This window comes from Eubacteriaceae bacterium ES3, from assembly GCA_030586155.1.
In the GTDB taxonomy this organism is placed as follows: Bacteria; Bacillota; Clostridia; order Eubacteriales; family Eubacteriaceae; genus Acetobacterium.
Map to the genome: position 1 here is coordinate 1,090,356 of CP130741.1, position 24,667 is coordinate 1,115,022.

Sequence of the window (24,667 nt, forward strand, 5' to 3'; positions counted from 1 at the left end):
GATGTGGTATAATTTGCCTTAACAAACAAAACACGCAGCTGATTATTATAAATCGGTTTTGATCAATTGGTGGGAGAAGGAAGAAAGTTATTAAAATAGCTTGCAGGCCTTTTTTTTATGTCTAAAAGAAAAAGTGGGCAATAGCGATAAAAGACAGTAGGAATATTTATATGGAAAAAAAAGTAATTCGAGAAATCGAAGTAAAATTTAAAATTTTTGATAAACTGCAGCTGGAAGAAGATGATCAGAAGTCGCTTTTTTTTCTGTTGAAATGTTTAGTTCTAAAATATCTGGTCAATAATGATTTGATTGATTTTCCAAAACATCAGTTGGCAATCAGAAAGGATTTCACTTTTGATGGTTTTCTGGAAATTTGGGACAACAATACAAGTGAACGAGAATTTTTTCCGGAAACGCCAATAGAAATTGATGAACCGCTTTGGCGGTGGATTGCCTCATTTATTGAAGAATTACCCTTGTTTAGGGGGATAAATCCCGATATAATTGGTTATATCCATGAAAAAGTATTAATGAAGCGATATCGAAAGCAGCATGGTGTTTTTTATACACCCCGGGATATTGCCGAGTTTATGGCTTCTTATCAAGATATCATCAAACGCGAAAAAATAAAAGTTCTGGATCCGGCCTGCGGCAGTGGAGCGCTTTTAAGTGCCCTATACGATTATTTATCTGCTAAGCTTTTACGAGAGACCCAGATGGATCGGGCACAGATTCACCGAACCCTGCTGATGGAGGTTCTTTACGGCAGTGATCAGGACCCAGTGGCCTGTCTGGTGACAAAACTGATCCTCATTTTAAAAGGGGAGTCTTTTATTGAACCTGCGGGCATCGTATGTAAAGATTTTTTGATCGATCAGGGCCCTTATGAGCTTTCCTTTGATCTGATCATTGCCAACCCGCCTTATGTGGGCCATAAGCAGATTAGCAGTGACTATATGAAGCAGCTTAAGAAACAGTATGCCCAGGTTTATTCGGATAAAAGCGATCTTTCATATTGTTTTGTATATCGCAGTTGGGAGTTGCTTAAAGAAAATGGTCTGATTGTTTATATCACTTCACGATATTTTATGGAAGCTCTCAATGGCAAAAATATCCGAAACTTTATTGCCAGGCATTTTGAAATTTTAGAACTGATTGATTTTAATGGAAACCGTGTCATTAAGGGAGTGGGAGTTGATCCGGCAATTCTGGTGCTAAAGAAAAAAAGCCTGATAGCGGCTGACCATTCAATTGCGGTTAAACGCTTTACAGTCCCCAAAGACAGCAGACATATTTATGGACTGGTGGGGGAGCTCATTAATAAAGATTCATCGATGGTTGAAACTTTTTCGGTCAGCCAGAACAATCTGTCCGACCATTGCTGGCGATTGTATCAGCCGATTAGAGAGGCCATCATTAAAAAAATTGAAAACCGGTCTGATCTGGTCCTGAATGATATAGCAGAGTGTTTTCAGGGAATTATTACCGGCTGTGACAAGGCCTTCGTTTTTGAAAAAGATAATATTCCCTTTAAACTGAGAGATGAAAAGCTTAAAAAGCCCTGGTTAAAAAGTAAAAACCTTAAGGCCGGGCAGATAGAAGCGGCTCAAAAGGTGCTGATTTATACGAAACAGTTAGAAAATCTTGAAACCGAACCCCAACTGACTGATTATTTGAGCGATTTCAAGGAAAAACTTTCAAACCGCCGGGAATGTCGGCTGGGAAGACGACCCTGGTATGGTCTGCAGTGGGGGCGTGAACCGGAAAACTTCGAGAGTCGAAAGATTATTTTTCCCTATAAAGCGAGTGAAAACCGCTTTGTGGTGGATGAGAACGGCGCCTATTTCAGTGCTGACATCTATGGCATGCAATTGAGACCATTATTGCAAAGACATTTCACGGAAGATACTTTAACGGCTGTTTTAAATAGCAGAGTCTATAATTATTATTTTAAATCATTTGCCAAGAAGCTTGGTCATGACCTTTATGAATATTATCCGAATACGGTCTTAATGCTGCAATTACCTGATTTTAACCGGGAAGAAATAATTCAAATTAAAGAAAAAAATGCTATGATGAAAAGATATCACTCTGAGCATTTGGACACAAGTAAAAACAGTGTTCTGGATGAATGGCTGTATCAGTATTTCGATTTATCCGAACAGGAAATTGGCGAAATCATAAGGAGGTAAGGTATTTTGCAGAAAAGCTTTTTTGACTTGAACTATGACGAAAAAATATCTGATCAGGCGCCTCTTGCTGTTCGGATGCGGCCTCGAACCCTTGATGAATTCGTGGGTCAGGACCATATCATCGGAAAAGGAAAACTTTTGTATCGGTTAATTATGGCCGACCGCCTGACCTCGGTTGTATTTTACGGTCCGCCAGGAACGGGAAAAACCTCACTCGCAAAGATTATTGCCAACCATACCCATTCAAAGTTTTATGAACTCAATGCGGTAACTTCGGGAAAAAAAGAAATCACAGAAGTACTTGAAATGGCAAAAACCAATTTAGGGGTTTATAATCAGAAGTCGATTCTCTTTATTGACGAGATCCACCGTTTTAATAAGGCCCAGCAGGATGCCCTTCTGCCCAGTGTAGAAAAGGGCCTGGTGACCTTAATCGGCGCAACCACAGAAAACCCTTACTTTGAAATTAACTCACCGCTTTTGTCCCGGTCGACGATTTTTGAATTTAAAGGTCTGACCAGTGACAATCTAATCGATGTGATAAAAACTTCTATTGCCGATCGCGACCGGGGTTACGGTATGATGAAAATAAGCCTCGATCCCGAGGCCCTCACCTATCTGGCTGAGGTCTCAAATGGGGATGTCAGACGGGCCTTAAATGCCTTGGAGTTAGGCGTTTTAACCATCGATAAAAATGAAAATGGCGAAATCCATTTTGACCTGGAAATCGCTCAGGAATGTATTCAGAAAAAAGCCGTTCAATATGATAAGGATGGCGATAATCATTACGATACCATTTCTGCTTTTATCAAAAGTATCAGAGGCTCGGATCCCGATGCCGCCCTTTATTGGATGGCAAAAATGCTGGCAGCTGGTGAAGATCCGAAATTCATCGCCCGGCGGATTGTTATTTCCGCCTCTGAAGATATTGGAAATGCTGAACCCCTGGCCCTGACTGTTGCCATGGCCGCAGCCCAGGCGGTTGATTTTATTGGCATGCCGGAAGCGCGAATTAATCTGGCCCAGGCTGTGGTTTTTCTGGCCTGTTCGCCCAAAAGCAACGCTTCCTATATGGCGATCGATGATGCTTTGGAAGCGGTGAGACAAGCTTCCAACAGCCGGGTTCCGGCCCATTTGCAGGATAGTCATTATAAAGGCAGCAAAGATTTGGGGCGGGGACTTAATTATTTGTATCCCCACAGTTTTCCGGGACACTATATCCCCCAGCAGTATCTGCCTGATGATTTAAAAAATACAAAATTTTATACACCAGGTGAACTGGGGCATGAAAAGAAGATGAAAGCTTATCTAGAAAGAATTGATGAAATAAAAAAGAACCAGGATTGAAAGGAGCATAACATGAAAGAAGATTACAAAAATAAACAGGCAAAACTTTTTGAAATTGGTGAAGAAGTAGCTGGATTTGTCCTCACAAAGCAGGAAATGATCGAAGAGGCAGACGGTTTTGCCAGAACCTTTGAGCATAAAAAAACCGGAGCCAGACTGCTGTATTTATCAACAGAAGACGACAACAAGGTCTTTTCCATTGCCTTTAAAACCCCTTCCATTGACAGCACTGGAGTTGCCCATATTCTTGAACATTCAGTGCTTTGCGGGTCCAGAAAATATCCTGTCAAAGAGCCTTTTGTGGAACTGGCTAAAGGTTCCATGAATACCTTCTTAAACGCCATGACCTATCCGGATAAAACCATGTATCCTGTTGCCTCGACCAACGCGACGGACTTTATGAATCTGATGGATGTTTACCTGGATGCGGTTTTTTATCCCAATATTTATGATAATCCATATACCTTCTACCAGGAAGGCTGGCATTATCATATTGAAAATGAAGAGGATGCCATTCACTATAATGGTGTTGTCTATAATGAAATGAAGGGGGCTTTTTCGAATCCGGAAGAGATTCTGCAGAATAAGATTTTTGAATCCCTCTATCCCGATAGCCCTTACCGTTTTGAGTCAGGCGGCGATCCGGATGTGATTCCAGAACTGACCTACGAGGGCTTTATTGATTTTCATCGGCGATATTATCATCCTTCAAACAGTTATATTTACCTCTATGGCGATGGGGATGTGCGTGAGCATTTAGCCTATCTGAATGATTCCTATCTGTCCAACTTTGAGAAAAAGGAAATTGATTCATCAATAGAAACGCAAAAAGCTTTTACCGAGCGCGCTAATCTTTCGGCATCTTATGGGATTGCCAGCGATGAATCAACTGAAAAGAAAGCCTATATGGCACTCAATTATGTTTTGGGTGAGACCATGAGTTTTGAAAAGGGCTTGGGCTTTTTAATCCTGGCTCATATCCTTTTAAACAATAACAGCTCACCGCTTAAAGAAGCCCTGCTGGAACTTGATATTGCCGAAGATATTTCCTATCATTACAGCAATTCCCTTAAGCAACCCTATTTTTCAATTGTGTTAAAGAACACAGATGCTGAGAAACAGGCAGTTTTTTTGGATACCGTTGATTCAGTCCTTAAAAAACTGGTCACTGAAGGTTTAGATCCGCTGGCGGTTGAAGCCGGGGTTAACATTCACGAGTTTTCTCATATTGAAGGTGAATATGGAACCTATCCTAAAGGGCTGGTCTTTATCATTGATATGATGGAAACATGGCTTTATGGAAAAGAAGCAACGGACTATTTAAAATATAAACCTGTTTTTGAAACCATTAAAGCGGAAATGAAAAATGGCTATTTTGAAAAGATGATTACAGAAATGCTGCTTGAAAATACTCATCAGTCTTTTGTGTGTATCACCCCCGAAAAAAATTATCAGGAAAAGGTGGATCAGTCTATTGCCGAAAATCTAAGCGAGTTCAAAAATAGCTTAAGTCCGCAAGCATTGACAGATCTGGTTGCTGAAACCCATACCCTAATCGAAAAACAAAACGAAGAGGATGCGCCGGAAGATCTGGAAAAAATTCCCAAGCTTTCTCTGTCGGAGATTCGTAAAGAGGCCAAAACCTACCCCCTTGCGGTGTTAGAAGCGCTTGATACAAAACTGTTATTTCACGAAGGCTTTACAGGAGACATCGCTTATTTAAAACTGTATTTTGATTACAGCGACCTTGACCAGGACGAACTTAAGATGCTCTCCCTGATGTGTAAATTTTTAGGCAGTCTAAGTACTAGAGAAAAAGATTATCGACTGTTAAATCAGGAAATTGAAATTAATACCGGCGGGTTATCCTTTGGGATTGAGTCTTTCGATAATTATCAGGAGCCTGGCCAGTACCAGAGTTTTGTTTATGTCAAAGGAAAGGCTGTCAAAGATAAAATTAAAGAGATGGCAGACCTGATTCAGGAGATTTTAACCGGAACTTTGTTTAGTGAAAAAAATCTTATTCGCGACCTGGTTCGAGAAATTAAAAGTCAGAAAGAGACACAGTTCTTAACCGCGGGTCATGTGGTAGGGGTACAGAGGCTGCAGTCTTATTATTCTAAAACCGCACGATTGTTTGAAGAATTCGGAGGAATTGAATTTTACCGCTTTATTGCCGATTTGGATTTGAATTTCTCAGAAAAATTTGATAAACTGTGTGAAACACTTAACGCTGTTTCGAAAAAGATTTTCTTAAATAAAAAACCAATTATAAGTATTACCGGTTCCCAAGCCTTAAAAGATCAGGTGCTTAGCTCCCTTGAGTCTTATATGACACAATTAAAGGTAGAGAAATTTGGTGAAAACAACTACCAACTGGAACAAGAAATCCGCAATGAAGGCTTTATGACGGCGGCCAAAATTCAATATGTCACCCAGGGATATAATTTTAAAAAGCTGGGTTATGATTATTCCGGCAGTATGCTGGTGCTTAAATCGATTATCTCCATGGATTATCTCTGGAACAAGGTTCGTGTCCAGGGTGGGGCTTATGGGGCTTTCATGAATGTCGGACGCACCGGAGAAGTCTATTTTGGGTCTTATCGTGATCCCAAGCTTTCCAAAACCCTTGACGCATATCAGGGAATCGTCGGCTACCTGAAGGACCTTAATTTGTCTCAGCGGGAACTGGAAAAATATATTATTGGCAGCATCAGTAACAAGGATGTTCCAATTAGCGTATACGTTAAGGGCGAAGTGGCAGATAATTTCTACTTTTCAAATGTAAGCTGGGAAGATCAGCAAAAGGAACGGGATGAAATTCTGGGGACCAGTTTAGATGATCTGAAAGCATTTATTTCAATGATTGAAGAGATTTTAGAGAAGCATATCATTTGTGTGCTGGGCAGCGAAGAGGTAATTAAACAGGAAACAGATTTATTTATGGAAGTTCGTTCGATTAAATAATCTGTAGGCGCGAGGAGGGGAAATGAAGCAGAAGATAGCAATACTGATTATTTTCAGTATGCTGATGATGACAGGAACAGTTTTTTCACAGACTTTACCAGCTTATGGTTCAGATGAAGGGGTTGTTTTATTCGAATTAAATAGTGGTGATATGGTTTTTATGCAAAATGAGGGGAAACAAATGTACCCGGCCAGTACCACTAAACTATTAACGGCTTTAGTAGCGGTTGAAAATGGTGATATGAATGAAAATATTACCATTGGTGAAGAGGTATATGATATTGACTCTGACAGCAGCGTTGCAGGTCTGGCGTCGGAAGAAGTAATGAGTTTGCGTGATCTGATGTACGGACTCTTACTCCCTTCCGGCAATGATGCTTCCAATGTTATTGCAATAAATGTTGGCAGAAAGATTTCAGGTAACGCTGAAGCTACTGATTCAGAGTCTTATGATGCATTTATTGAAGCAATGAATCAGAAAGCAGCCAGTTTGGGGATGAATAACTCACATTTTACCAATCCCCATGGCCTGCAGGATTCCGATCATTATACAACACCGGAGGATATGTTAAAACTTGCCCGGGCAGCATTTAATGATCAGACCATTGCCTCGATTACCAGAACCAAGATGCATGAGGTGACAACCAACAAAAGCACCCATACCTGGTATAATACCAATATGCTTTTATATGCCAGCTTTGATGAGTTTCCGGAGGACTATCAGACTTTATATGGTATTTCTGGTGATAACCCTGATTTTAATGGTTACGCCAACAGCGGAAAAACCGGGACGACTGAAGAAGCCGGTAATTGTCTGGTTTTTCAGGCTGAAGGTAATGGGAAAAAAATGATCGGAGTCATTCTTTATTCTGATGCTGATTTATTATATGGTGAGGCAAATCAGACGATTGATGCAGTGATTAAGGACTACGACTTTATCACCTGGACTCAGGAAACAGAAATTAAAAACTTTTATTCGGAAGTAAAGGTTGAAAATTACCATATTTTTGATGGCTCAACCTTGACGCTTAAAACCAGTGAGCCTTTAATTACTTTGGTCAGAACCGATGAAGCAGATAACTATACAACAGAAATCGTTTGGGATGATTCAAAGGTAACCGGAAGTGAGGAATTAATAGCAATCAGTGAAGACATTGGTGCGGATGAGCAGGTTGGTGAACTGCAGGTATATAATGGTGATACTCTCGTTGAATCGGCACCGCTTTATGCCAATAACCAAGTGGCCATGCGAAGTTTCATCGATTATCCCTTAATCTACTGGTATGTAACTATTGTCCTGATACTTTTAGCCGCAGCGCTGTTACGTATTGCTTATGTTCATTTTATGCGGACCAATAATATTCGCTATAAAAAGATTAAAATTAAGGGTTCAACAGATAAAAAGCCCCAGCGAAAGACAAGCAGCAGGAATTCTTCGGGACAAAGATCTTCTTCCCAAAGTGGCAAAAACCAGACCGTCAGGAAAAGGCCAAGTAGTGGAAATAGCAGAAATAGAAATAACCAAAATAGATAAGTATATAAACGTTAAAAAATAGACAAATGCACTTGACGAAAACCGTTTTCATCGTTATACTTAAGAAGTAATATTAATAAAGACTAAAAATGCCATGAAGGTATCAACGTTGCCGAAGCAATGTTCTTATTTTCTTGGCTTTTTTTATTGAAGGAGGAAATGTTATGCACATGGCTGATGCTCTTGTTTCACCAGCGGTCGGCGGGATTATGTTAGCTGCCAGCGCCGGTGCAATTGCTTATTCATCTTATAAATGTAAAGATGATCTGGACGAAAAGAAAATCCCTTTAATGGGAGTAATGGGGGCCGTTATTTTTGCCGGTCAAATGATTAACTTCACGATTCCCGGAACAGGTTCCAGTGGACATATCGGAGGCGGAATTCTACTCGCAGCGCTATTAGGACCTTATCCGGCATTTTTAACCCTGTCAGCGGTTCTTTTGATACAAGCCCTGTTTTTTGCGGACGGTGGACTCCTGGCTTTGGGAGCTAATATTTGGAATATGGGCTTTTACGCCTGCCTTTTAATTTATCCCCTGGTCTTTAGACCATTAGTTAAAAAGGGCATTACCAGAAGCCGACTAACCCTGGCCTCAGTTTTATCAGTAATCCTGGCACTGCAATTAGGTGCATTCTCAGTTGTTATTCAAACCCTGGCATCAGGTGTGACCGAACTGCCTTTTTCCACATTTGTAGTAATGATGCAGCCGATTCATCTGGCTATTGGTCTGGTGGAAGGTCTGGTAACGGCAGGAATCCTAATGTTTGTCTATAATATGCGTCCGGAACTGATTGAGGCTTCGGTTGCAAATCAGAAGCTGAGTGATAGTGTATCGCTTAAAAAAGTCATGGGCATTCTGCTGGTTTCGGCGGTAGTCGTTGGTGCCGGTGTGTCACTATTTGCCTCTGCTAATCCTGACGGGCTGGAGTGGGCAATGGAAAATGTAGCTGGAACTGCAGAGCTTGAATCAAGTGGGAATATTTACGAAACGGCTGAATCAGTCCAGTCATCCACTGCTTTTTTACCGGATTACAGCTTAAAGTCTGACGAGGATGGTTCAGCGGTCGGAACCAGTTTATCAGGTGTTGTTGGGGGCGCAATTACCCTTTTTCTGGCAGCAGGAACGGGATATCTGATCTATTTCGTTAAAAAAAGAAAAGAAAAAACAGCATAATCAGTTGTTTTTTTAAGAGACCATGCTAAAATAATAGCATTGGTCTTTTTTATTATGTTTTATGAAAGGAAGTTGTATGGCTGGTATTTCCGAATCCATGTCCACGATCCAGTCGCTGGAAGAACTGGCGGACAAACAAACCGTAATTCATCAGATTCATCCCCGGGTTAAGTTACTGATGACATTACTTTATATTGTTCTGGTTATTTCATATAAACCTTATGATGTGACGGGTCTGACATTTTACGCATTTTATCCGGTGATCTTAATGGTTCTGGGAGAAATTCCGGTTAAGCCATTACTAAAACGATTGTTGATTGCGCTGCCCTTTTCATTTTTTGCCGGAGTATCTAATATATTTTTTAATCGCGAAGCGGCATTTTATATTGGCAATCTGGCCATTAGTTTTGGTCTGATTTCATTCTTTTCGATTATGTTAAAAACGGTTTTTACAGTTATGGCTGTACTAATCTTAATCGCAACAACTTCAATGCCGAAAATTGCCTATCAGCTCTTATCCTTTAAAATTCCACAGATGATTGTGGAACAGATTATGCTGACTTATCGTTATATTTCTGTACTCTTGGAAGAAGTATCATGTATGTATACTGCTTATATTTTACGCTCACCTGGAGCAAAGGGGATTAAGATGCAGGATATGGGCGTTTTTGTCGGGCAGCTCCTTTTAAGAAGCTTCGATCGGGCAGAAAGCATTTATTTGGCGATGAAGTGTCGAGGCTATGACGGGAAATTTTTGTATGCCAAGCCGGAACCTTTTTTGAAATCAGACTGGGTCATTTTACTTTTGACCAGCGGTCTGTTGCTGTTGATGCGTTTTTTTGACTTGGGATTGTTTATAGGAAACTTTGTGAGGTGAATCGTGTTAGAAATATCTGATTTATGCTATTCTTACCCGGATGGCCATCAAGCTATCGAAAATATCAGTTTAAAGCTTACTGAGGGTGAATCCGTGGCCCTGGTTGGTGCTAATGGAGCAGGAAAATCCAGTTTTTTCAAGCTCATTATTGGAATTGCTGAAGCCAGCGCCGGAACGATAAAAATGGATGAACTGCTTGTCGAAAAAAAGAATCATAAAATTTTGCGGGAAAGAATCGGAATGGTTTTTCAAAATCCCGACGATCAGCTGTTTATGACTAAGGTTTATGACGATGTTGCTTTTGGCCCCCGCAACCAGCTCTTATCAGAGGCAGAAGTCGACCAGAAGGTAATGGCAGCATTGGAACAGCTCGATATCCTTCATTTAAAGGAGCGAATGCCCCATCGGTTATCAGGCGGTGAGAAAAGAATGATTGCGATTGCTACAGTTTTATCGATGGAGCCGGAATTGATACTGTTCGATGAACCCTCATCTTTTTTAGATCCTAAAGCCAGACGTAAGGTGATCAATACATTAAAAAAATTACCGATGACAAAGCTTATTGCTACCCATGATCTGGATATGGCACTGGAAGTTTGTGATCGGGTGGTAATACTTAATAAAGGAAAAATTTTTGCAGACGGAGCGGTAAAAGAAATTTTATACAATGAAAAACTTCTGCTTGAAGCAAGCCTGGAGTTACCGCTGGGACTGCAAAAGATCAATCAGTAAAAGTAAGTTAAGCACAAAACACCGTCGATTGTTTTTTAAATTGGTCGGCAAGCGGCTTGCCCAGATATCCAAGTATGCATCTCGCATACTTTTTTCTTTTTTAGCATCTAAACTAAAGGTTAATTCTTTTTCTGTTCGTTGTATTTTAAGTTTTGATAAGCTATAATGATAAAGAGCTGGAGGATTAAGAATGGGAAAGAAAAGCTACTCAAATATCGGTGATGATATCAAAAATATTGTTCAGGATGCACTGGAATCCACCGATTTTAAGCAATTAAATAAAAATATAACTGAAACCGTTAATCGCGCCCTTGAAGAAGCCAGAAAAAGCAGTGATCAATGGCAAAAACAGGGGAAAACCAGAGTCAGCAATAAAAAGAAGGCAGACCTGGATCAAATGGCCTACACTGATTATGAGACGGTGGAAATTGACGAAGCAGCAAAATCCTCTTACTATGATCGACAGCAAAGACGAGATACGAGAAAAAATCGCAAAAAAAACCTGATTGCCAGGTCTCCGGCCGGTCGTGTGTCGGGTATATTAATGCAGATATTTGGAAATCTGGGTCTGGTGATGACCATGATGATGCTTCTGGGAGCCTACTTTATGTCAGAAATCATGGCCGGTTCGATTTTTTTGATTCCTCTGGCAGCAGTTTTCACCGCGCTTATTATTCGTGGGACCGGCCTGCGGAATCGATTTAAACGCTTCCGACAATACGTAGAGCGCTTAAATGGGCGGTCGTTTTGTAAAATCAGTGAGCTGGCAGAGCCGGTTCAGCGAAGTAATAAATATGTGGTTAAAGATTTGCGAAAAATGATAAACGCTTTAATGTTTCCCCGTGGTCGGATCGATAAAACGGAAACCTACCTGTTTTTGGATGATGAATCCTATCAGGCCCACATGCAGTTGGAAGAAGGGAAACGCTTAAAAGAAGCCGAAGATTTTAAAAAAGAACAGAAAAAAGAAGTCATTAATCCTGAAGAAAAGGCTGTTAATGAGGTTATTTCGGAAGGAGCGGCAATTATATTGGAAATTCGTGAAGCCAATGCTGAAATTGAAGAAAAAGAAATTTCTGTAAAGCTTGAGCGACTGGAAAAAGTGATTTCAAAAATATTCGAGTATGTTGAAAAAAATCCTCAGGAGGTTTTAGAGATCAGAAAATTTATGGGATATTATTTGCCGACAACCCTTAAGCTGGTAAGAGTATATCGCGATCTTGATCGGGAAGCCATTCAGGGAGCCAATATTCGGTCAACAAAAAAAGAAATCGAAGAAACCCTGGACACTATTAACCACGCATTTGAAAATCTGCTTGACGGTTTCTATCAGGATACCGCCATGGATATAGCCAGTGATATTTCGGTTCTTAATACCATCCTGGCACAGGAAGGATTAACAAAAAAAGATTTTAAACAAGGAGATCAGAATGGACAATAAAACCTATGATGCAGAAACCCCAACCCTGACCTTTGAACCTTTTGCGGATGATTTGAATACCAATGAAATTAAAAGTCAGGAAGCGGAAGCACCGGTTTTTGACGAAAGTCAGCTTTCACCGGAAGAACGTAAAATGGTAGATGATTTTGCGCAAAAAATTGATATTTCCAATTCGGCCCTGATCATGCAGTATGGCGTGGGTGCCCAGAAAAAAATTGCAGAATTCTCAGAAAGCGCTCTCAACAATGTTCGGTCAAAAGATCTTGGCGAAGTTGGAAAAATGCTCACTGACATGGTCAATGAACTGAAAAGTTTTGATATTGAAGAAGATGAGAAGGGCCTCTTTGGTTTCTTTAAAAAAAGCTCCAATAAGTTGGCCTCAATGCAGTCGAAATACGCTTCAGCCGAGACAAATGTTAATCGGATTATCGAAGAATTGGAGAAACATCAGATCCAGCTGCTTAAGGATGTGGCCATGCTCGATAAGCTCTATGAGGTTAATAAATCCTATTTTAAAGAGTTATCCATGTATATTTTGGCTGGTAAGAAGAAATTAAAAGAGATTGAAAACAGAGATTTGCCGGCCCTGATAGAAAAATCTCAGAGGTCTGGCCTGCCGGAAGATGCTCAGGCAGTCAATGATCTTTCGGCCATGCTGAATCGTTTCGAAAAGAAGATTCACGACCTGGAATTAACCCGGATGATCTCTATTCAGATGGCTCCGCAAATCAGATTAGTGCAGAATAATGACACGCTAATGGCTGAAAAAATCCAATCATCAATTGTAAACACCATCCCACTCTGGAAAAGTCAGATGGTTTTGGCATTGGGAGTGGCACACTCGGCACAGGCGGCGAGAGCACAGCGAGAAGTAACGAATATGACCAATGACCTCCTAAGAAAAAATGCAGATACCCTAAAAATGGAAACCATTGCGACAGCTAAAGAGTCCGAACGGGGAATTGTGGATATCGAGACTTTAAAACATTCCAATGAGTCGCTGATCACTACCTTTGATGAAGTTCTTAAAATCCAGGCTGAAGGTCGGCAAAAACGAAAAGAAGCAGAAGTGGAATTACAGCGGATTGAAAATGATCTTAAACAGAAAATGTTGGAAATTAGACGTAAATAGAATTCTATTTCAGATTGAAGACAAAGTAAATATACTACAAGAGCACCGACAATTTGCTTTTCAGTTGTACCCAAGGGGGCAGACCCGCTGCATCGGGGCGAACAGTTGCTAGAAAACGCTTTAAATTAGAGCTTTCTAATTGGGCAACTGTATGAATCCGCAGCAGCCTACGAAATTCAATTGGTCGGTGCGGGGTTTGTATACGCACTGAATTAGATTTCTTTCCTCTGGTTTAAAACAGGTTAAAAAATTTTAAGAATACTTTAAAAAGTTGTAAATTTATGGTAAGATATTTTAAATAATTTGCAGTTACTGCAGGAAAGAGGACATTACTTGGAGGACCCTTTAATACCTGATTCTGAAGATGAATATCGGATGGCTTTTGTAGTGAAAATTATGGAGGCTGTGCAATAATATGGACAACTATATCACAATTGCTGTTCTGATAGTTTTAATTTTACTCTCCTCGTTTTTTTCAGCAACTGAAACTGCTTTCTCATCACTCAATCGGATTCGGGTCAAAAATCTGGTAAAAAATGGAAATAAACGAGCAGAAAAAGTGCTTGAGTTATCGGAATCATATGATCGTGTATTGTCAACAATTCTGATCGGAAATAATATCGTTAATATTGTTTCAGCTTCAATGGCAACCGTTTTGTTTGTTGGCATTTATGGAAGCTCGGGTGTGACAATATCCACAATTGTAATGACTGTAGTGGTTCTGATTTTTGGTGAGATTACACCCAAAAGTTTAGCCAAGAAATCACCTGAGAAATTTGCGATGATGGCATATCCGCTGTTGCGAATATTTATGATCGTTTTAATCCCACTGAATTTTATCTTTATGCAATGGCAAAAGCTTATTTCTGTTTTGTTTAAAACGAAAAATGATTTAAGTATCACCGAAGAGGAATTACTGACAATTGTTGAAGAAGCTGAAAATGAAGGTGGAATTGATCTGCAGGATGGTGAATTGATTCGCAGTGCAATCGAGTTTAATGATCTTGATGTGGTTGATATCCTCACTCCCAGGGTTGATGTAGTAGCTATCGATGAAAATAGTACCCAAGAAGAAATCAGACAACGCTTCTTTGAAACAGGTTATTCAAGACTTCCAGTATACAGAGATACGATCGATCATATTATTGGTTTTATCAATCATAAAGATTTCTCACATTATGTGGATAATGGTGGTTTACCCCTGTCAGAAATTATCAAACCGGTGGAAATGATTACCGCTTCCATGAAAATCTCAAAACTGCTGACACTTTTACAGCAAAAGAAATGCCATATTGCAGTTGTCTTTGATGAATATGGCGGAACAGCGGGGATTGTAACTCTTGAAGATGTGATAGAAGAGTTGGTCGGAGAGATTTGGGATGAACATGATGAAGTCATTGATGAAATGATTAAAATCTCCGAATCTGAATATAAAGTTCTGGGTAAAGCAAGTCTTTACAAGCTCTTTGATGCCTTTGAAATGGAAGATGAATTTGATGTCAATACTGTTGGCGGCTGGATTGTCGAAGAAATGGAAAGGGTTCCTGAAATTGGGGAAAGCTACCAGTATAAGGACTTGACGATTACTATCACCGATGCGGATGATCGCCATGTTATTGAAATGAAGATTGTTAAGGAAATTAGACACGAAGAAGAATCAAGTAAAACCGAGAGGATCAAGATATGAAATTAGGATGGGTTACTTTAATGGTTAAGAATTTGGATGAGTCACTTGCTTTCTTTATGGACGTTGTCGGCTTGGCAATAACCAGAAGGATACAGGCTGGTCCCGGCGTTGAACTGGCTTTTTTATGTGATGGAGAATCCCAGGTTGAGTTGATCTGCAATCAGAATAATCCGGAAATAAATCCCGGCAATGCGATATCACTTGGTTTTGAAGTAAACTCACTTGAAGCGAAAATGGCTTCACTTAAAGAACAGGGAATTGAGATTCTTGGTGGTCCTTTGAAACCTAACCCGCATATTCAATTCATTTATGTATTGGATCCCAACGGTTTTAAAATTCAATTCTTTGAAAATATCTAAAAAAAGCCGAAGAACGCTTCAAAAAAAGTGCTCTTCGGCTTTTAGTTTTTTAGACTTATGATTTAGAGATTCAAGGAATCGCCTGGTTTAAGAATAATTCGCCCCTCAGCATTAAACTGCTCAGCCATAGTAGGATCGAATAATGCTCCGGCTTTCATATGAATAGGAATACTGTGTCTGGCACCGACGATTCGGGCACATTCGGAAGCTTCCTTGGCATCCATATTATAGACACCATCGATAGGAAAGAGTGCATAATCAATAGACTGATTGGCTAAATCTGTTTTCATGTAGTCGGTGGTGGACGTATCACCCGAGGCATAAATGGTCAGACCATCAACAGTAATCAGGAATCCAACACAATCATTTATATGATGATTTTGATTATAGGCAGGGACTGCCTGAATGTTAATGCCGGAAATATTCTGAGTGCCATAAATGCCATTATTTAAAATCGACTCAGGTCTTATGATTACACAGTCTGGTTTTGGGTTGATTTTTGAGAGGTCGTTATGGTCATGATGTTCATGGCTGATCAGAACCAAATCAGCTGGCAGATCGTAGCCATCACCGGCAAAAGGATCGATGTATACCACTATTTGATTATCACTTACAATCCGATAACTTCCATGTCCCTGATAAAATAAAGTTGCCATTTTTTCCCCCTATTTTTTTAATATAGTTTAAATTTAGAACAAATAAATAAATATGTCAAACAAATTTTTAAAGAAAAATCGTTAGCTTTGCCTGTTGTAAAATAAAGAAGTTAAGTTCTGGAGAAACGAATCTGTACTATTGCTTACTGAGCTGGAGGTCAACTTGAAAAAATATCCTATCCTAGCGGATTTTGAGAAATACGAAAAACTAAAAACACCGATTAATCGACTTCTTCTTCCATTTATGAATATGATTTTAGAAAGCAGTTACAATAATAGAAAGACAGCTGAAGGTGTCAAAGAAGAAATTGTCAGAATTGACGGATATTTAAATGAAAAGATTGAAATCAGAATCTATCAACCTGAGGATATTAAGGAAGATTTACCATGTCTGATTTATATGCATGGAGGTGCTTTTGTACTTAAATCTGCTGCTTTTCACAAGCAGCTTATCTGTGAATACGTAAAGACAACCCCTTGTAAGGTAATCTTTGTAGATTATCGCCTGGCACCCCGACATGTTTTCCCGGTTGCCCTGGAGGATTGTTATAAAGCATTGGAGTGGACAATTGAAAACGGGATGAAGTATGGCATCGATATAAATAGGATTGCGGTCGGAGGAGACAGTGCAGGTGGAGCTTTGGCAGCAGGTGTTTGTCAACTGGCCCGTGATCGAAAAGGTCCACAAATTCTATTTCAGATGCTTATTTATCCGGTGATAGATTCTCGACTTATAACGGATTCTATGAAAAACTTTGTTGATACTCCCTTATGGAATGCGAGACAAAATAAAAAAATGTGGAAATTATACTTGGGTAAAAAAACAGGTCATCCAACATTAAATGTTTCACCAATGGAAGCAGAGTCTTTAGAAAATTTACCACCTGCTTATGTTGAAGTCGCTGACTTTGATTGCTTGCGAGATGAAGGCATTCATTATGCCCGTGCACTTCAAGAGCAGGGGGCATGTGTAGAATTAAACCAGACAAGGGGGACAATACACGGATTTGAAATTGCCGAAGACAGCGATATTGTAAAAAAAAGTATTGATAGACGTGTAAGGTTATTGAAGCATTTTTTTTATAATTCCTTCAAAAGGACGGATTTTCCAGTTCGATAGAGGGAAGGACAATCACATTTTTGCTGTAATGTTCAAGGGCTTTAGTATTGAAGATTATATACGCAGAAAAGGAGTTTTGTTTCCTGTTTACTAATAGTTAAATAATAGGAAAAAAATTATTTCGACACATATAAAACGTTTACAAAAAACACTTGCAATTTTATTTTAAAGTGCTATAATGAAATCAAATCAAAGATCAACCAGATTTTTTAAAATGATTCGATCATTGAAAAGTAAAAAGCCGTCAATCTTCCTATAAATTGGTAGTGTTAGATACAGTTAAACTGAAAATAACAAAATCGGTCAGGGAAGAGATTCGAAAGAGATTCACAAGAAATTAAGAAATTCGGGAACACTCACAAGAATTAAATGAACGATGAATGAAAGCAAAATGAAACAGAAAAGTTTTAACGATTTATAAAAATCAATTCCGTAAAGAAGGAAAAAGAAAGCCGTTCTCTATCAGAAAAAGCAAGTAAACATCTAGTAAATAATCCTCTGGTGAGTATAAAACAAAAGATTCTTAAAAGTAAAGATTGACGAGCATTACAAGAAAAAGATGGAAGGTTTTTGATAAAAAATCAATAGGAGGAATCCCAACGGATGACAACAGAGATTTTGGGCTGAGCCGGTTTATCAGATGAAAATGATGAACCGGTATCAGTCTTTTTTGGGTGAAAAATTTATAGTGATAATGTGGTTTTAAGTTGACTTTTCAGTAAAAGAACTTTCAGTGTTCTGTGGCAGTAAATGGTTAATATGAATCTTTCCGTTTGAAGTCTGGAGTTTTTGGGTATGTATAAAAAATCGAGATTTCTAAAAAAGATACGGGAAGGTTCGGAAACAAATGGACACAAAAATTTTGATTGTAGATGATTCATTAACAGATCGCATCATGATAGAAACAATGCTCGCGGAATATAATACCTTAACGGCGGAGAATGGTCTGGAAGCTCTAATGCAGCTTGAGAAAACCCCTGATATTGACCTGATGATTTTGGATTTGAATATGCCGGTAATGAATGGATTTGAAGTATTACAGCGGCTTGGTGATGAATCGAGGTATCCGCAACTGAGAACCATAATTCTGACAAATTATGATGAGATCGATAATGAAGTGAAAGGGCTGGAACTTGGTGCAGTAGATTATATCAGGAAACCATTAAATATGGAATCACTGAAAATTCGCATCAACATTCATATCAGGCTGAAGAATAATCAGAAACGCATTGAAGATGACAACAAAAGACTGGACGCCATCGTTCTTAAGAAAACCCATGAATTGGCGGCAGCAAGAGATATAACGATTCAGGCGATGGTAAGTCTGTTAGAGGCTAGAAATATTGAAACTTCAAAGCATACCATTCGGACGCAGAAGATGATGCAGCTTCTGTGTCGGCATCTTAGTCAAAAGAAGCAGTATCAGATGCTCCTGACAGGTCCCGTAGTGCGGGAATTAGTGACCACAACCCCTTTGCATGATATTGGAAAAGTGGGCATCCCGGATAGTATTTTATTAAAACCAGGACGACTTACCAGTGATGAATTTGAATTAATGAAAAAACACGTCGAATTTGGAGTTTTGGCATTAAAAAATGAACTTTATTGTGATGATGAAGTCCCCAATTTTATTAGGCTAGCAATGGAGCTGGTCGGCGGACATCACGAAAAATTTGATGGCTCCGGATATCCAAATGGTTTAAAGGAAGATAATATTCCCTTTCCGGGACGGCTAATGGCAATAATTGATGTCTATGATGCTTTGACAAATGAGCGGGTTTACAAGCCAGCCTATGATTTTGAATATACAATTGAATATCTGGAAAGTGAGAGTGAAAAACACTTTGACCCCGATATTCTAAAAGGATTTCTGGAAATTAAAGAAGAAATCAGAGAAATTTCATTGTTGTTTAAGCAAAATGATAAGCTGTGAGGTGCGAAGATGAAAGGTGCAATCCGCTTTCTTGCTAGTTTCCTGACTTTGTTTATGATAATATGTCCGGTAACTGTTTTGGCTAGAGATGAGAGTATAGACTGGACGCCAGAAGAAGTTGCTTTTATGGAAGCCCATCCGGTCATTACAGTTGGGGTTGATCCGCAATTTGTCCCTTTTGAATTTTTTGATGATACTGGGGACTACCAGGGGATAGCCTCAGATTATCTGGAAATTATCAGTCAGAAGACCGGACTGACAATGGAGATTCAAGAGGGACTAACCTGGACCCAAGCATACGACCAGGCACTTTCGGGAGAAATTGATCTTTTACCAGCTATCTCCAAGACTAGCCTTCGTGAGGAAAGCTTTTTATTTTCTGAGCCTTATTATAATTTCAAGCGAGTCATAGTCATTCGAGATTCAACAGATGGGATTAGTGGCATCGATGATCTTTACGGACAGACTGTAGCAGTACAAAAAAACAGTTCACACCATAGTTTTCTATCAGAATATGATGATATTAATTTAAGTTTGTATGATACGGTAGAAGAGGCGCTGACAGCGGTTGCCAATGGAACTGAAACAGCCTTTGTTGGAAATCTGGCGACGACTAATTATTTAATCCGATCAAGTGGACTGACCGATCTGAAATATATCGCCTTTGATGCAGACGATGGACAGGGCATTTACTTTGCGGTACAAAAAGATATGCCGGAACTGGTGGAGATTCTTAACAAGAGTATTGATTCAATTTCTGCTGAAGAAAAAATCGCCATCAATAACCGTTGGGTTGGCGTGGACATTGAAACTGATTATAGTGAAATTTTTAGAGTGATTTTTATTGTAGCAGGTTTGATTATCTTAATCTGGCTGGTGTCAGTTTACTGGATAATCAGGTTAAGGCGTGAAATCGAGACCAGAAAGCGCGTGCAGGCTGATCTGGAAATTGCCACAGAAGAAGCTGAGAAGGCGAATCAGATTAAATCGAGTTTTATGGCCAGGATGTCACACGAAATAAGAACGCCGCTCAATGCCATTATGGGAATGTCCTATCTTGTGAAAAAAACACCACTAAATCTGACTCAAAAAATGTATCTGGATCGTATAACCCAATCAGCTAATACGATGTTGAGTATTATTAACGACATTCTTGACTTTTCAAAAATTGAAGCCGGGAAAATTGAAGTGGAAAATGTTCCTTTTAATATGGATCAGGTTATTCAGGATGTGATCAACATTGTTTCGCACAAGATCGAAGAGCAAAGAATTGGATTTAATCTGACCAAAGATCCCCGAATGCCCAATTGCTATTTTGGCGCTCCCAAAAGGATCGAACAGATATTACTGAATTTAATCAATAATTCAGCTAAGTTTACCAATGAAGGTGAAATTGGGCTGGATATAAGAATGATTGCCAAGACTTCAAACCGGATACAGCTGGCTTTTACGGTATCAGATACAGGGATTGGAATGTCTGAAGAACAGACAAAAAAATTATTTGAGCCTTTTACCCAGGCGGATGCAAGTATCAACCGAAGATTTGGTGGAACGGGCCTGGGCTTATCAATCGTCAAAAACCTGGTGGAAATGATGGCGGGCTCTATAAAGGTATTTAGCGAGCAGGGAGAAGGGTCTACCTTTATCATTGAGCTTGAACTGACAATTGATGAAGAAGCAGAAGCAACATATAAAGACTATGTTTCCTCCCTCTATTTTAAGGAAATCAAAACTCTGGTTTTAGATAAAAGCGGAAGCAATATTAATATGCTGGATAACTATCTCAGTGCTTTTGGGATCAAGTGTGAATTCACGACTTCCGCAAAGGCGGTTGTTAATATTCTGGAGACCGGAGCTGGTAAGTTTTCCAAGCCTTTTGATTTATTGATTGTAGATTATGAGACGCCACCCGGAGACGCTTTAAAGTATATTGAGCAACTGCTTGAAAACAGTAAGATTATCCATAAGCCCAAAATATTGATGCTGATTCCAATGATGAGGGATGATTTGTTTGAGCTGCTTGAAGGAAGCGGGATTGATGTTGGCGTTCTAAAGCCGGTCATTCCATCTGTTTTATTCAATGGCATTATGGAGATTTTTAGAACTAAGGCAATTGTCGCCAATGAAGCGTATAAGTCGGAATCGGAAACCCTTCAAGTCCAGGAATATGACTATGGTGTTTTGATTGTTGAAGATAACAAAACCAATCAATTGATTGCAAAATCTTTGCTTGAATCTGAAGGTTTCAAAGTATTTATGGCTGATAACGGGGAAGATGGCGTTGAACAGTTTAAAATCCATCAGGATGAAATTAATCTGATACTAATGGATTTGCATATGCCAGTTCTCAACGGCTACCAGGCGGCAGAAAAGATTCATTCGATTGCTGATACGGTTCCCATTGTCGCGATGACTGCAGATGTAATCGACGGCGTGATTGAGAAATGTCGGGAGTATGGGATGGAAAATTACATCAGTAAGCCTTTTGATCCGAGCAAGATGATCCAATTGGTCATAGAGCTGATAGAATCCCAGGGGCAAAATGTTTCGGATAAAGAAAAATCAAAAGGGATAAATCCGGAGCATTCAGAAGAAGATGAGATTTTAAACTCCGAAGCTGGGATAAAATATATGGGTGGGAATGAAACCTTGTACAGAAATGTCGTTGAAGCTTTTTTCAAGGAGAATAAAGATATTTTGAATGTGATAAGCCCAATGATCGATTCCCATGATTATAAAGAGGCCGCATTGACTGTCCATAAAATTAAAAGCAGTTCGGGCAGTATTGGAGCTAAAAACTTAGTGAAACTCGCTTCTAAATTTCAGAAGGCTCTTGAAGCCAAAGATTCAGAAGAAATTCAAGAGTTCTACGTTTATTTTGAAAAGCAGATTGAATTATTAATGGAAATGATAGAAAGCTATTTGATGAAAAAAGATTAAGGTTAATTAAAAGAAGTGTTGCCTTTCTAACAATTTGCTGGCAGGCTTTATTAAATATTGCAAAAAATGCTTATTCATTGTAAGATAGTAATGCAATACTGACAACAAAGATGTTGTCTAAAGGAGCAATTTATTGAACAATTCCGACCTATCCAAGAACAAAAAACATTCAAACCAGTTTATGACTGGTTTAGTTTTGTTTGCCATTCTGGTGTTTATTGGATTTGTTCTATTTTTATCCGAGCCGATGATTGCTTTTTACTGGTTTAGCGGAATTTTCTTTGGATATGTTCTGCAGCGATCCCGGTTTTGCTTTGTTTCGGCATTTAGAGATCCGTCTTTAACCGGGAGTACGGCTTTGGCACGGGGCGTTCTGATAACGCTGGGATTATCCAGTATATTTTTTACCATGATTAAATATTATTATTTTGTAACTGATGGTGTCATACCTGGTCAAAGTTATATCCAGCCAATTGGCCTGAACACCCTTACTGGAGGATTACTTTTTGGTATCGGCATGGTAATTGCCGGTGGATGTGCATCGGGAATGCTGATGCGAATTGGTGAAGGTTTTCAAATTCACCTGATAACGGTGCTTTTCTTTTTTTTAGGAATGATGGTTGGTAACAGCCATGTAAAATGGTGGCATACGCACTTTATACTGTTAGAAGAAGGTGTTTTTTTACCGGATCAATTTGGTTGGTTTTTGGGTTTGTTTATACAACTGCTAATGATCATTCTACTTTATATTTTTGCTTTGAGATGGGAAAGAAAACATGAGTTATAAGCAGAGAATTAGCATGAAAGCAGGAATGAAATGAAAGAAAATTTCAAAAAATGGTTTAAACCCTCATGGACTTATATAACCGGAGCTATTCTTCTGTCAGTCATCCAGGCAATAACCCTGATTGTTACAAAAGCTCCCTTTGGAATTACCAGCGCCTTTTCTTACTGGGCAAACCAAGGGGCAAACTGGTTGGGAATCAAAATTTCAGGGATAGATGATCCGGTTTTAGAATCATTGGGTTCACTTAAAATTTTAGTTGAGTCAGTCAGCCTTCGGAATGTGGGAATTATTCTTGGAGCGCTTCTGTCAGTGCTTTTAGCAGAACAATTTAGATTAAAAAAAATAAAGTCGCAAAAACAGGTTGTTTTAGCAATAATAGGTGGCTTTTTAATGGGATATGGCGCAAGTATTGCTTATGGTTGTAACATTGGAGCTTTTTTTAGCGGAGTGGCTTCGCTGTCGCTATCAGGCTGGATTTTTGGGCTTTTTTTATTTTTGGGAGCAGTTATCGGAGGAAAAATAATTTTACGCTTTTTTATATAAATTATCCAGAAAAAATAGTTTCAATGGTATAGCTGTGTTAAAATAAAAAGGAAGAAAAAAGAGGAAGTGAAAAAATTTGCATATTGAATATCTGGAAAACTTTTATAAGGTGGCTAAGGCTAAAAGTATTTCTAAAGTTGCCCTGGAAACGCATCTTTCTCAATCTGCCTTAAGTCAGCAGATGTCCAAACTGGAAAAAGATTTTGACAGCACCTTACTGGTTCGCAGTAATAAAGGTGTTGAACTAACAGAAAAAGGCGCTATTGTTTATAAATATGCCGGAAACATCGTTAGAACGCTGGAAATGATGAGAGAAAAGCTGGAAGAAAGTGATCATGCTTTAAAAGATATAAAAATTGAGGCTTTCTGGACGATTGCCAATTATTCATTGCCCTGTGTGATGTATAAAGTGAAAAAGAGGTTTCCCCAGAATAATTTTGAAGTTCGCTCAAATAAAGCTTCGACTATCGAAGAAAATATTTTGAATAATATCTGTGATCTCGGGGTAATTTATGGTCAGGCTAAAAGTGACCGCCTGTCATCATTCAAAATTGGCGTTGATAAGTTAGTTCTGGTCGCACCAGAAGGTTATGAAATAAATGATGTAATATCCTTAAGTGAGCTTTGTCAGTACCCGCTGGTACTGCTGAATGACAGTATGGATTTAACCGAACTGATTAGAGAAAAATTAAAGCAGGTTGGATGCAGCACGCTGAATATTTTATTTAAAAGTGATTCCATTGAATCAGTTAAGGCGTCGGTCTTAAATGAGTTTGGGGTGGGATTTTTACCCTACATTGCAATCAAAAAAGAGCTGTACCGCAAACAGCTGAAAGCGATAGAAATCTCCGATCTGGTCATTGAATATGAAATGTATCTTATCTACGATGAATCAGAAAATAATCAGAGTGTGATTGATTTTATCAGGTATTTTAAAGATATTGCCAGAAAAAGCTTGTGTTAGGACTTTGTTAAAAAGATTTCCCAGACACCAGAGAGCACTTCATCAGATGAGACCTGATGGTTCTTAAAAGTCGTTTGCATAGATTCCAGAACGCATGAGTGATCACTGACAATTTTAATGGTTTCACCAGATTTTAAAGACTTAAAAAGTTTTTTGGTTTTAAGAACAGGGATGGGGCACATATCGCCGAGACAATCAATGGTTAACATATAAGAACCGCCTTGTTTTTTTTGGAGTATTATATCATATTTTTTTTATCAGGTTAAGAAAAAAATGCGTTT

General features: G+C 39.1%; 17 protein-coding genes and 1 pseudogene. 16 read left to right on the forward strand and 2 right to left on the reverse strand.

Annotation, left to right across the window (positions count from 1 at the left end):
- Nucleotides 1–170: 170 nt before the first annotated feature.
- The 11 genes from Q5O24_04965 to Q5O24_05015 all read left to right on the forward strand — a co-directional run bounded on the left by Q5O24_04965 (nt 171) and on the right by Q5O24_05015 (nt 15,443).
- On the forward strand, nt 171–2,192 hold the full coding sequence (locus tag Q5O24_04965; protein WKY48669.1) for an N-6 DNA methylase: 2,022 nt from the start codon (nt 171–173) through the stop codon (nt 2,190–2,192).
- Between the two features lie 6 nt (nt 2,193–2,198).
- Nucleotides 2,199–3,539 (forward strand): replication-associated recombination protein A, encoded by a 1,341-nt coding sequence (locus tag Q5O24_04970; GenBank protein ID WKY48670.1) that lies wholly within the window; start codon nt 2,199–2,201, stop codon nt 3,537–3,539.
- Between the two features lie 12 nt (nt 3,540–3,551).
- On the forward strand, nt 3,552–6,506 hold the full coding sequence (locus Q5O24_04975) for an insulinase family protein (protein ID WKY48671.1): 2,955 nt from the start codon (nt 3,552–3,554) through the stop codon (nt 6,504–6,506).
- Nucleotides 6,507–6,528: 22 nt separating this feature from the next.
- On the forward strand, nt 6,529–8,040 hold the full coding sequence (locus tag Q5O24_04980) for a D-alanyl-D-alanine carboxypeptidase (GenBank protein ID WKY48672.1): 1,512 nt from the start codon (nt 6,529–6,531) through the stop codon (nt 8,038–8,040).
- Between the two features lie 164 nt (nt 8,041–8,204).
- The gene (locus Q5O24_04985) at nt 8,205–9,215 is read left to right on the forward strand and encodes an energy-coupling factor ABC transporter permease (protein ID WKY48673.1); all 1,011 of its coding nucleotides are present in this window, start codon (nt 8,205–8,207) and stop codon (nt 9,213–9,215) included.
- A gap of 61 nt (nt 9,216–9,276) precedes the next feature.
- On the forward strand, nt 9,277–10,092 hold the full coding sequence (gene cbiQ / locus Q5O24_04990; protein ID WKY48674.1) for a cobalt ECF transporter T component CbiQ: 816 nt from the start codon (nt 9,277–9,279) through the stop codon (nt 10,090–10,092).
- Nucleotides 10,093–10,824: an ABC transporter ATP-binding protein gene (locus Q5O24_04995; protein WKY49213.1), complete on the forward strand. Its 732-nt coding sequence runs from the start codon at nt 10,093–10,095 to the stop codon at nt 10,822–10,824.
- A gap of 190 nt (nt 10,825–11,014) precedes the next feature.
- The gene (locus tag Q5O24_05000) at nt 11,015–12,265 is read left to right on the forward strand and encodes a 5-bromo-4-chloroindolyl phosphate hydrolysis family protein (protein WKY48675.1); all 1,251 of its coding nucleotides are present in this window, start codon (nt 11,015–11,017) and stop codon (nt 12,263–12,265) included.
- Nucleotides 12,255–13,397 carry a toxic anion resistance protein gene (locus Q5O24_05005; protein ID WKY48676.1) on the forward strand — a complete coding sequence of 381 codons (1,143 nt, stop codon included), beginning with the start codon at nt 12,255–12,257 and terminating at the stop codon, nt 13,395–13,397. Before Q5O24_05000 ends, Q5O24_05005 begins: the two co-directional genes overlap by 11 nt.
- Before the next feature lie 415 nt (nt 13,398–13,812).
- Complete coding sequence (locus tag Q5O24_05010) at nt 13,813–15,084, forward strand: hemolysin family protein (GenBank protein WKY48677.1); 1,272 nt, start codon at nt 13,813–13,815, stop codon at nt 15,082–15,084.
- Nucleotides 15,081–15,443 carry a VOC family protein gene (locus Q5O24_05015; protein WKY48678.1) on the forward strand — a complete coding sequence of 121 codons (363 nt, stop codon included), beginning with the start codon at nt 15,081–15,083 and terminating at the stop codon, nt 15,441–15,443. The genes Q5O24_05010 and Q5O24_05015 overlap by 4 nt, the downstream gene beginning before the upstream one ends.
- Nucleotides 15,444–15,505: 62 nt before the next feature.
- Here the strand turns inward: Q5O24_05015 and Q5O24_05020 are convergent, their stop codons facing one another.
- A complete protein-coding gene (locus Q5O24_05020; GenBank protein WKY48679.1) occupies nt 15,506–16,099 on the reverse strand; it encodes an MBL fold metallo-hydrolase in 594 nt (197 codons plus the stop codon).
- Between the two features lie 163 nt (nt 16,100–16,262).
- Here Q5O24_05020 and Q5O24_05025 point away from each other — a divergent pair, with 163 nt between their 5' ends.
- From Q5O24_05025 to Q5O24_05045, 5 genes and pseudogenes are all read left to right on the forward strand, one after another.
- Nucleotides 16,263–17,219 carry an alpha/beta hydrolase gene (locus tag Q5O24_05025; protein ID WKY48680.1) on the forward strand — a complete coding sequence of 319 codons (957 nt, stop codon included), beginning with the start codon at nt 16,263–16,265 and terminating at the stop codon, nt 17,217–17,219.
- Between the two features lie 847 nt (nt 17,220–18,066).
- Nucleotides 18,067–19,152: a response regulator gene (locus tag Q5O24_05030; protein ID WKY48681.1), complete on the forward strand. Its 1,086-nt coding sequence runs from the start codon at nt 18,067–18,069 to the stop codon at nt 19,150–19,152.
- 9 nt (nt 19,153–19,161) lie between these two features.
- Nucleotides 19,162–22,092: a transporter substrate-binding domain-containing protein gene (locus Q5O24_05035; protein ID WKY48682.1), complete on the forward strand. Its 2,931-nt coding sequence runs from the start codon at nt 19,162–19,164 to the stop codon at nt 22,090–22,092.
- Between the two features lie 247 nt (nt 22,093–22,339).
- Nucleotides 22,340–23,422: pseudogene (locus tag Q5O24_05040) on the forward strand (YeeE/YedE family protein).
- A gap of 76 nt (nt 23,423–23,498) precedes the next feature.
- A complete protein-coding gene (locus Q5O24_05045; GenBank protein ID WKY48683.1) occupies nt 23,499–24,386 on the forward strand; it encodes a LysR family transcriptional regulator in 888 nt (295 codons plus the stop codon).
- On the opposite strand, the gene Q5O24_05050 is transcribed toward Q5O24_05045, so the two are convergent.
- Nucleotides 24,383–24,595: a sulfurtransferase TusA family protein gene (locus Q5O24_05050; protein ID WKY48684.1), complete on the reverse strand. Its 213-nt coding sequence runs from the start codon at nt 24,593–24,595 to the stop codon at nt 24,383–24,385. The genes Q5O24_05045 and Q5O24_05050 overlap by 4 nt on opposite strands.
- Between the last annotated feature and the right edge of the window lie 72 nt (nt 24,596–24,667).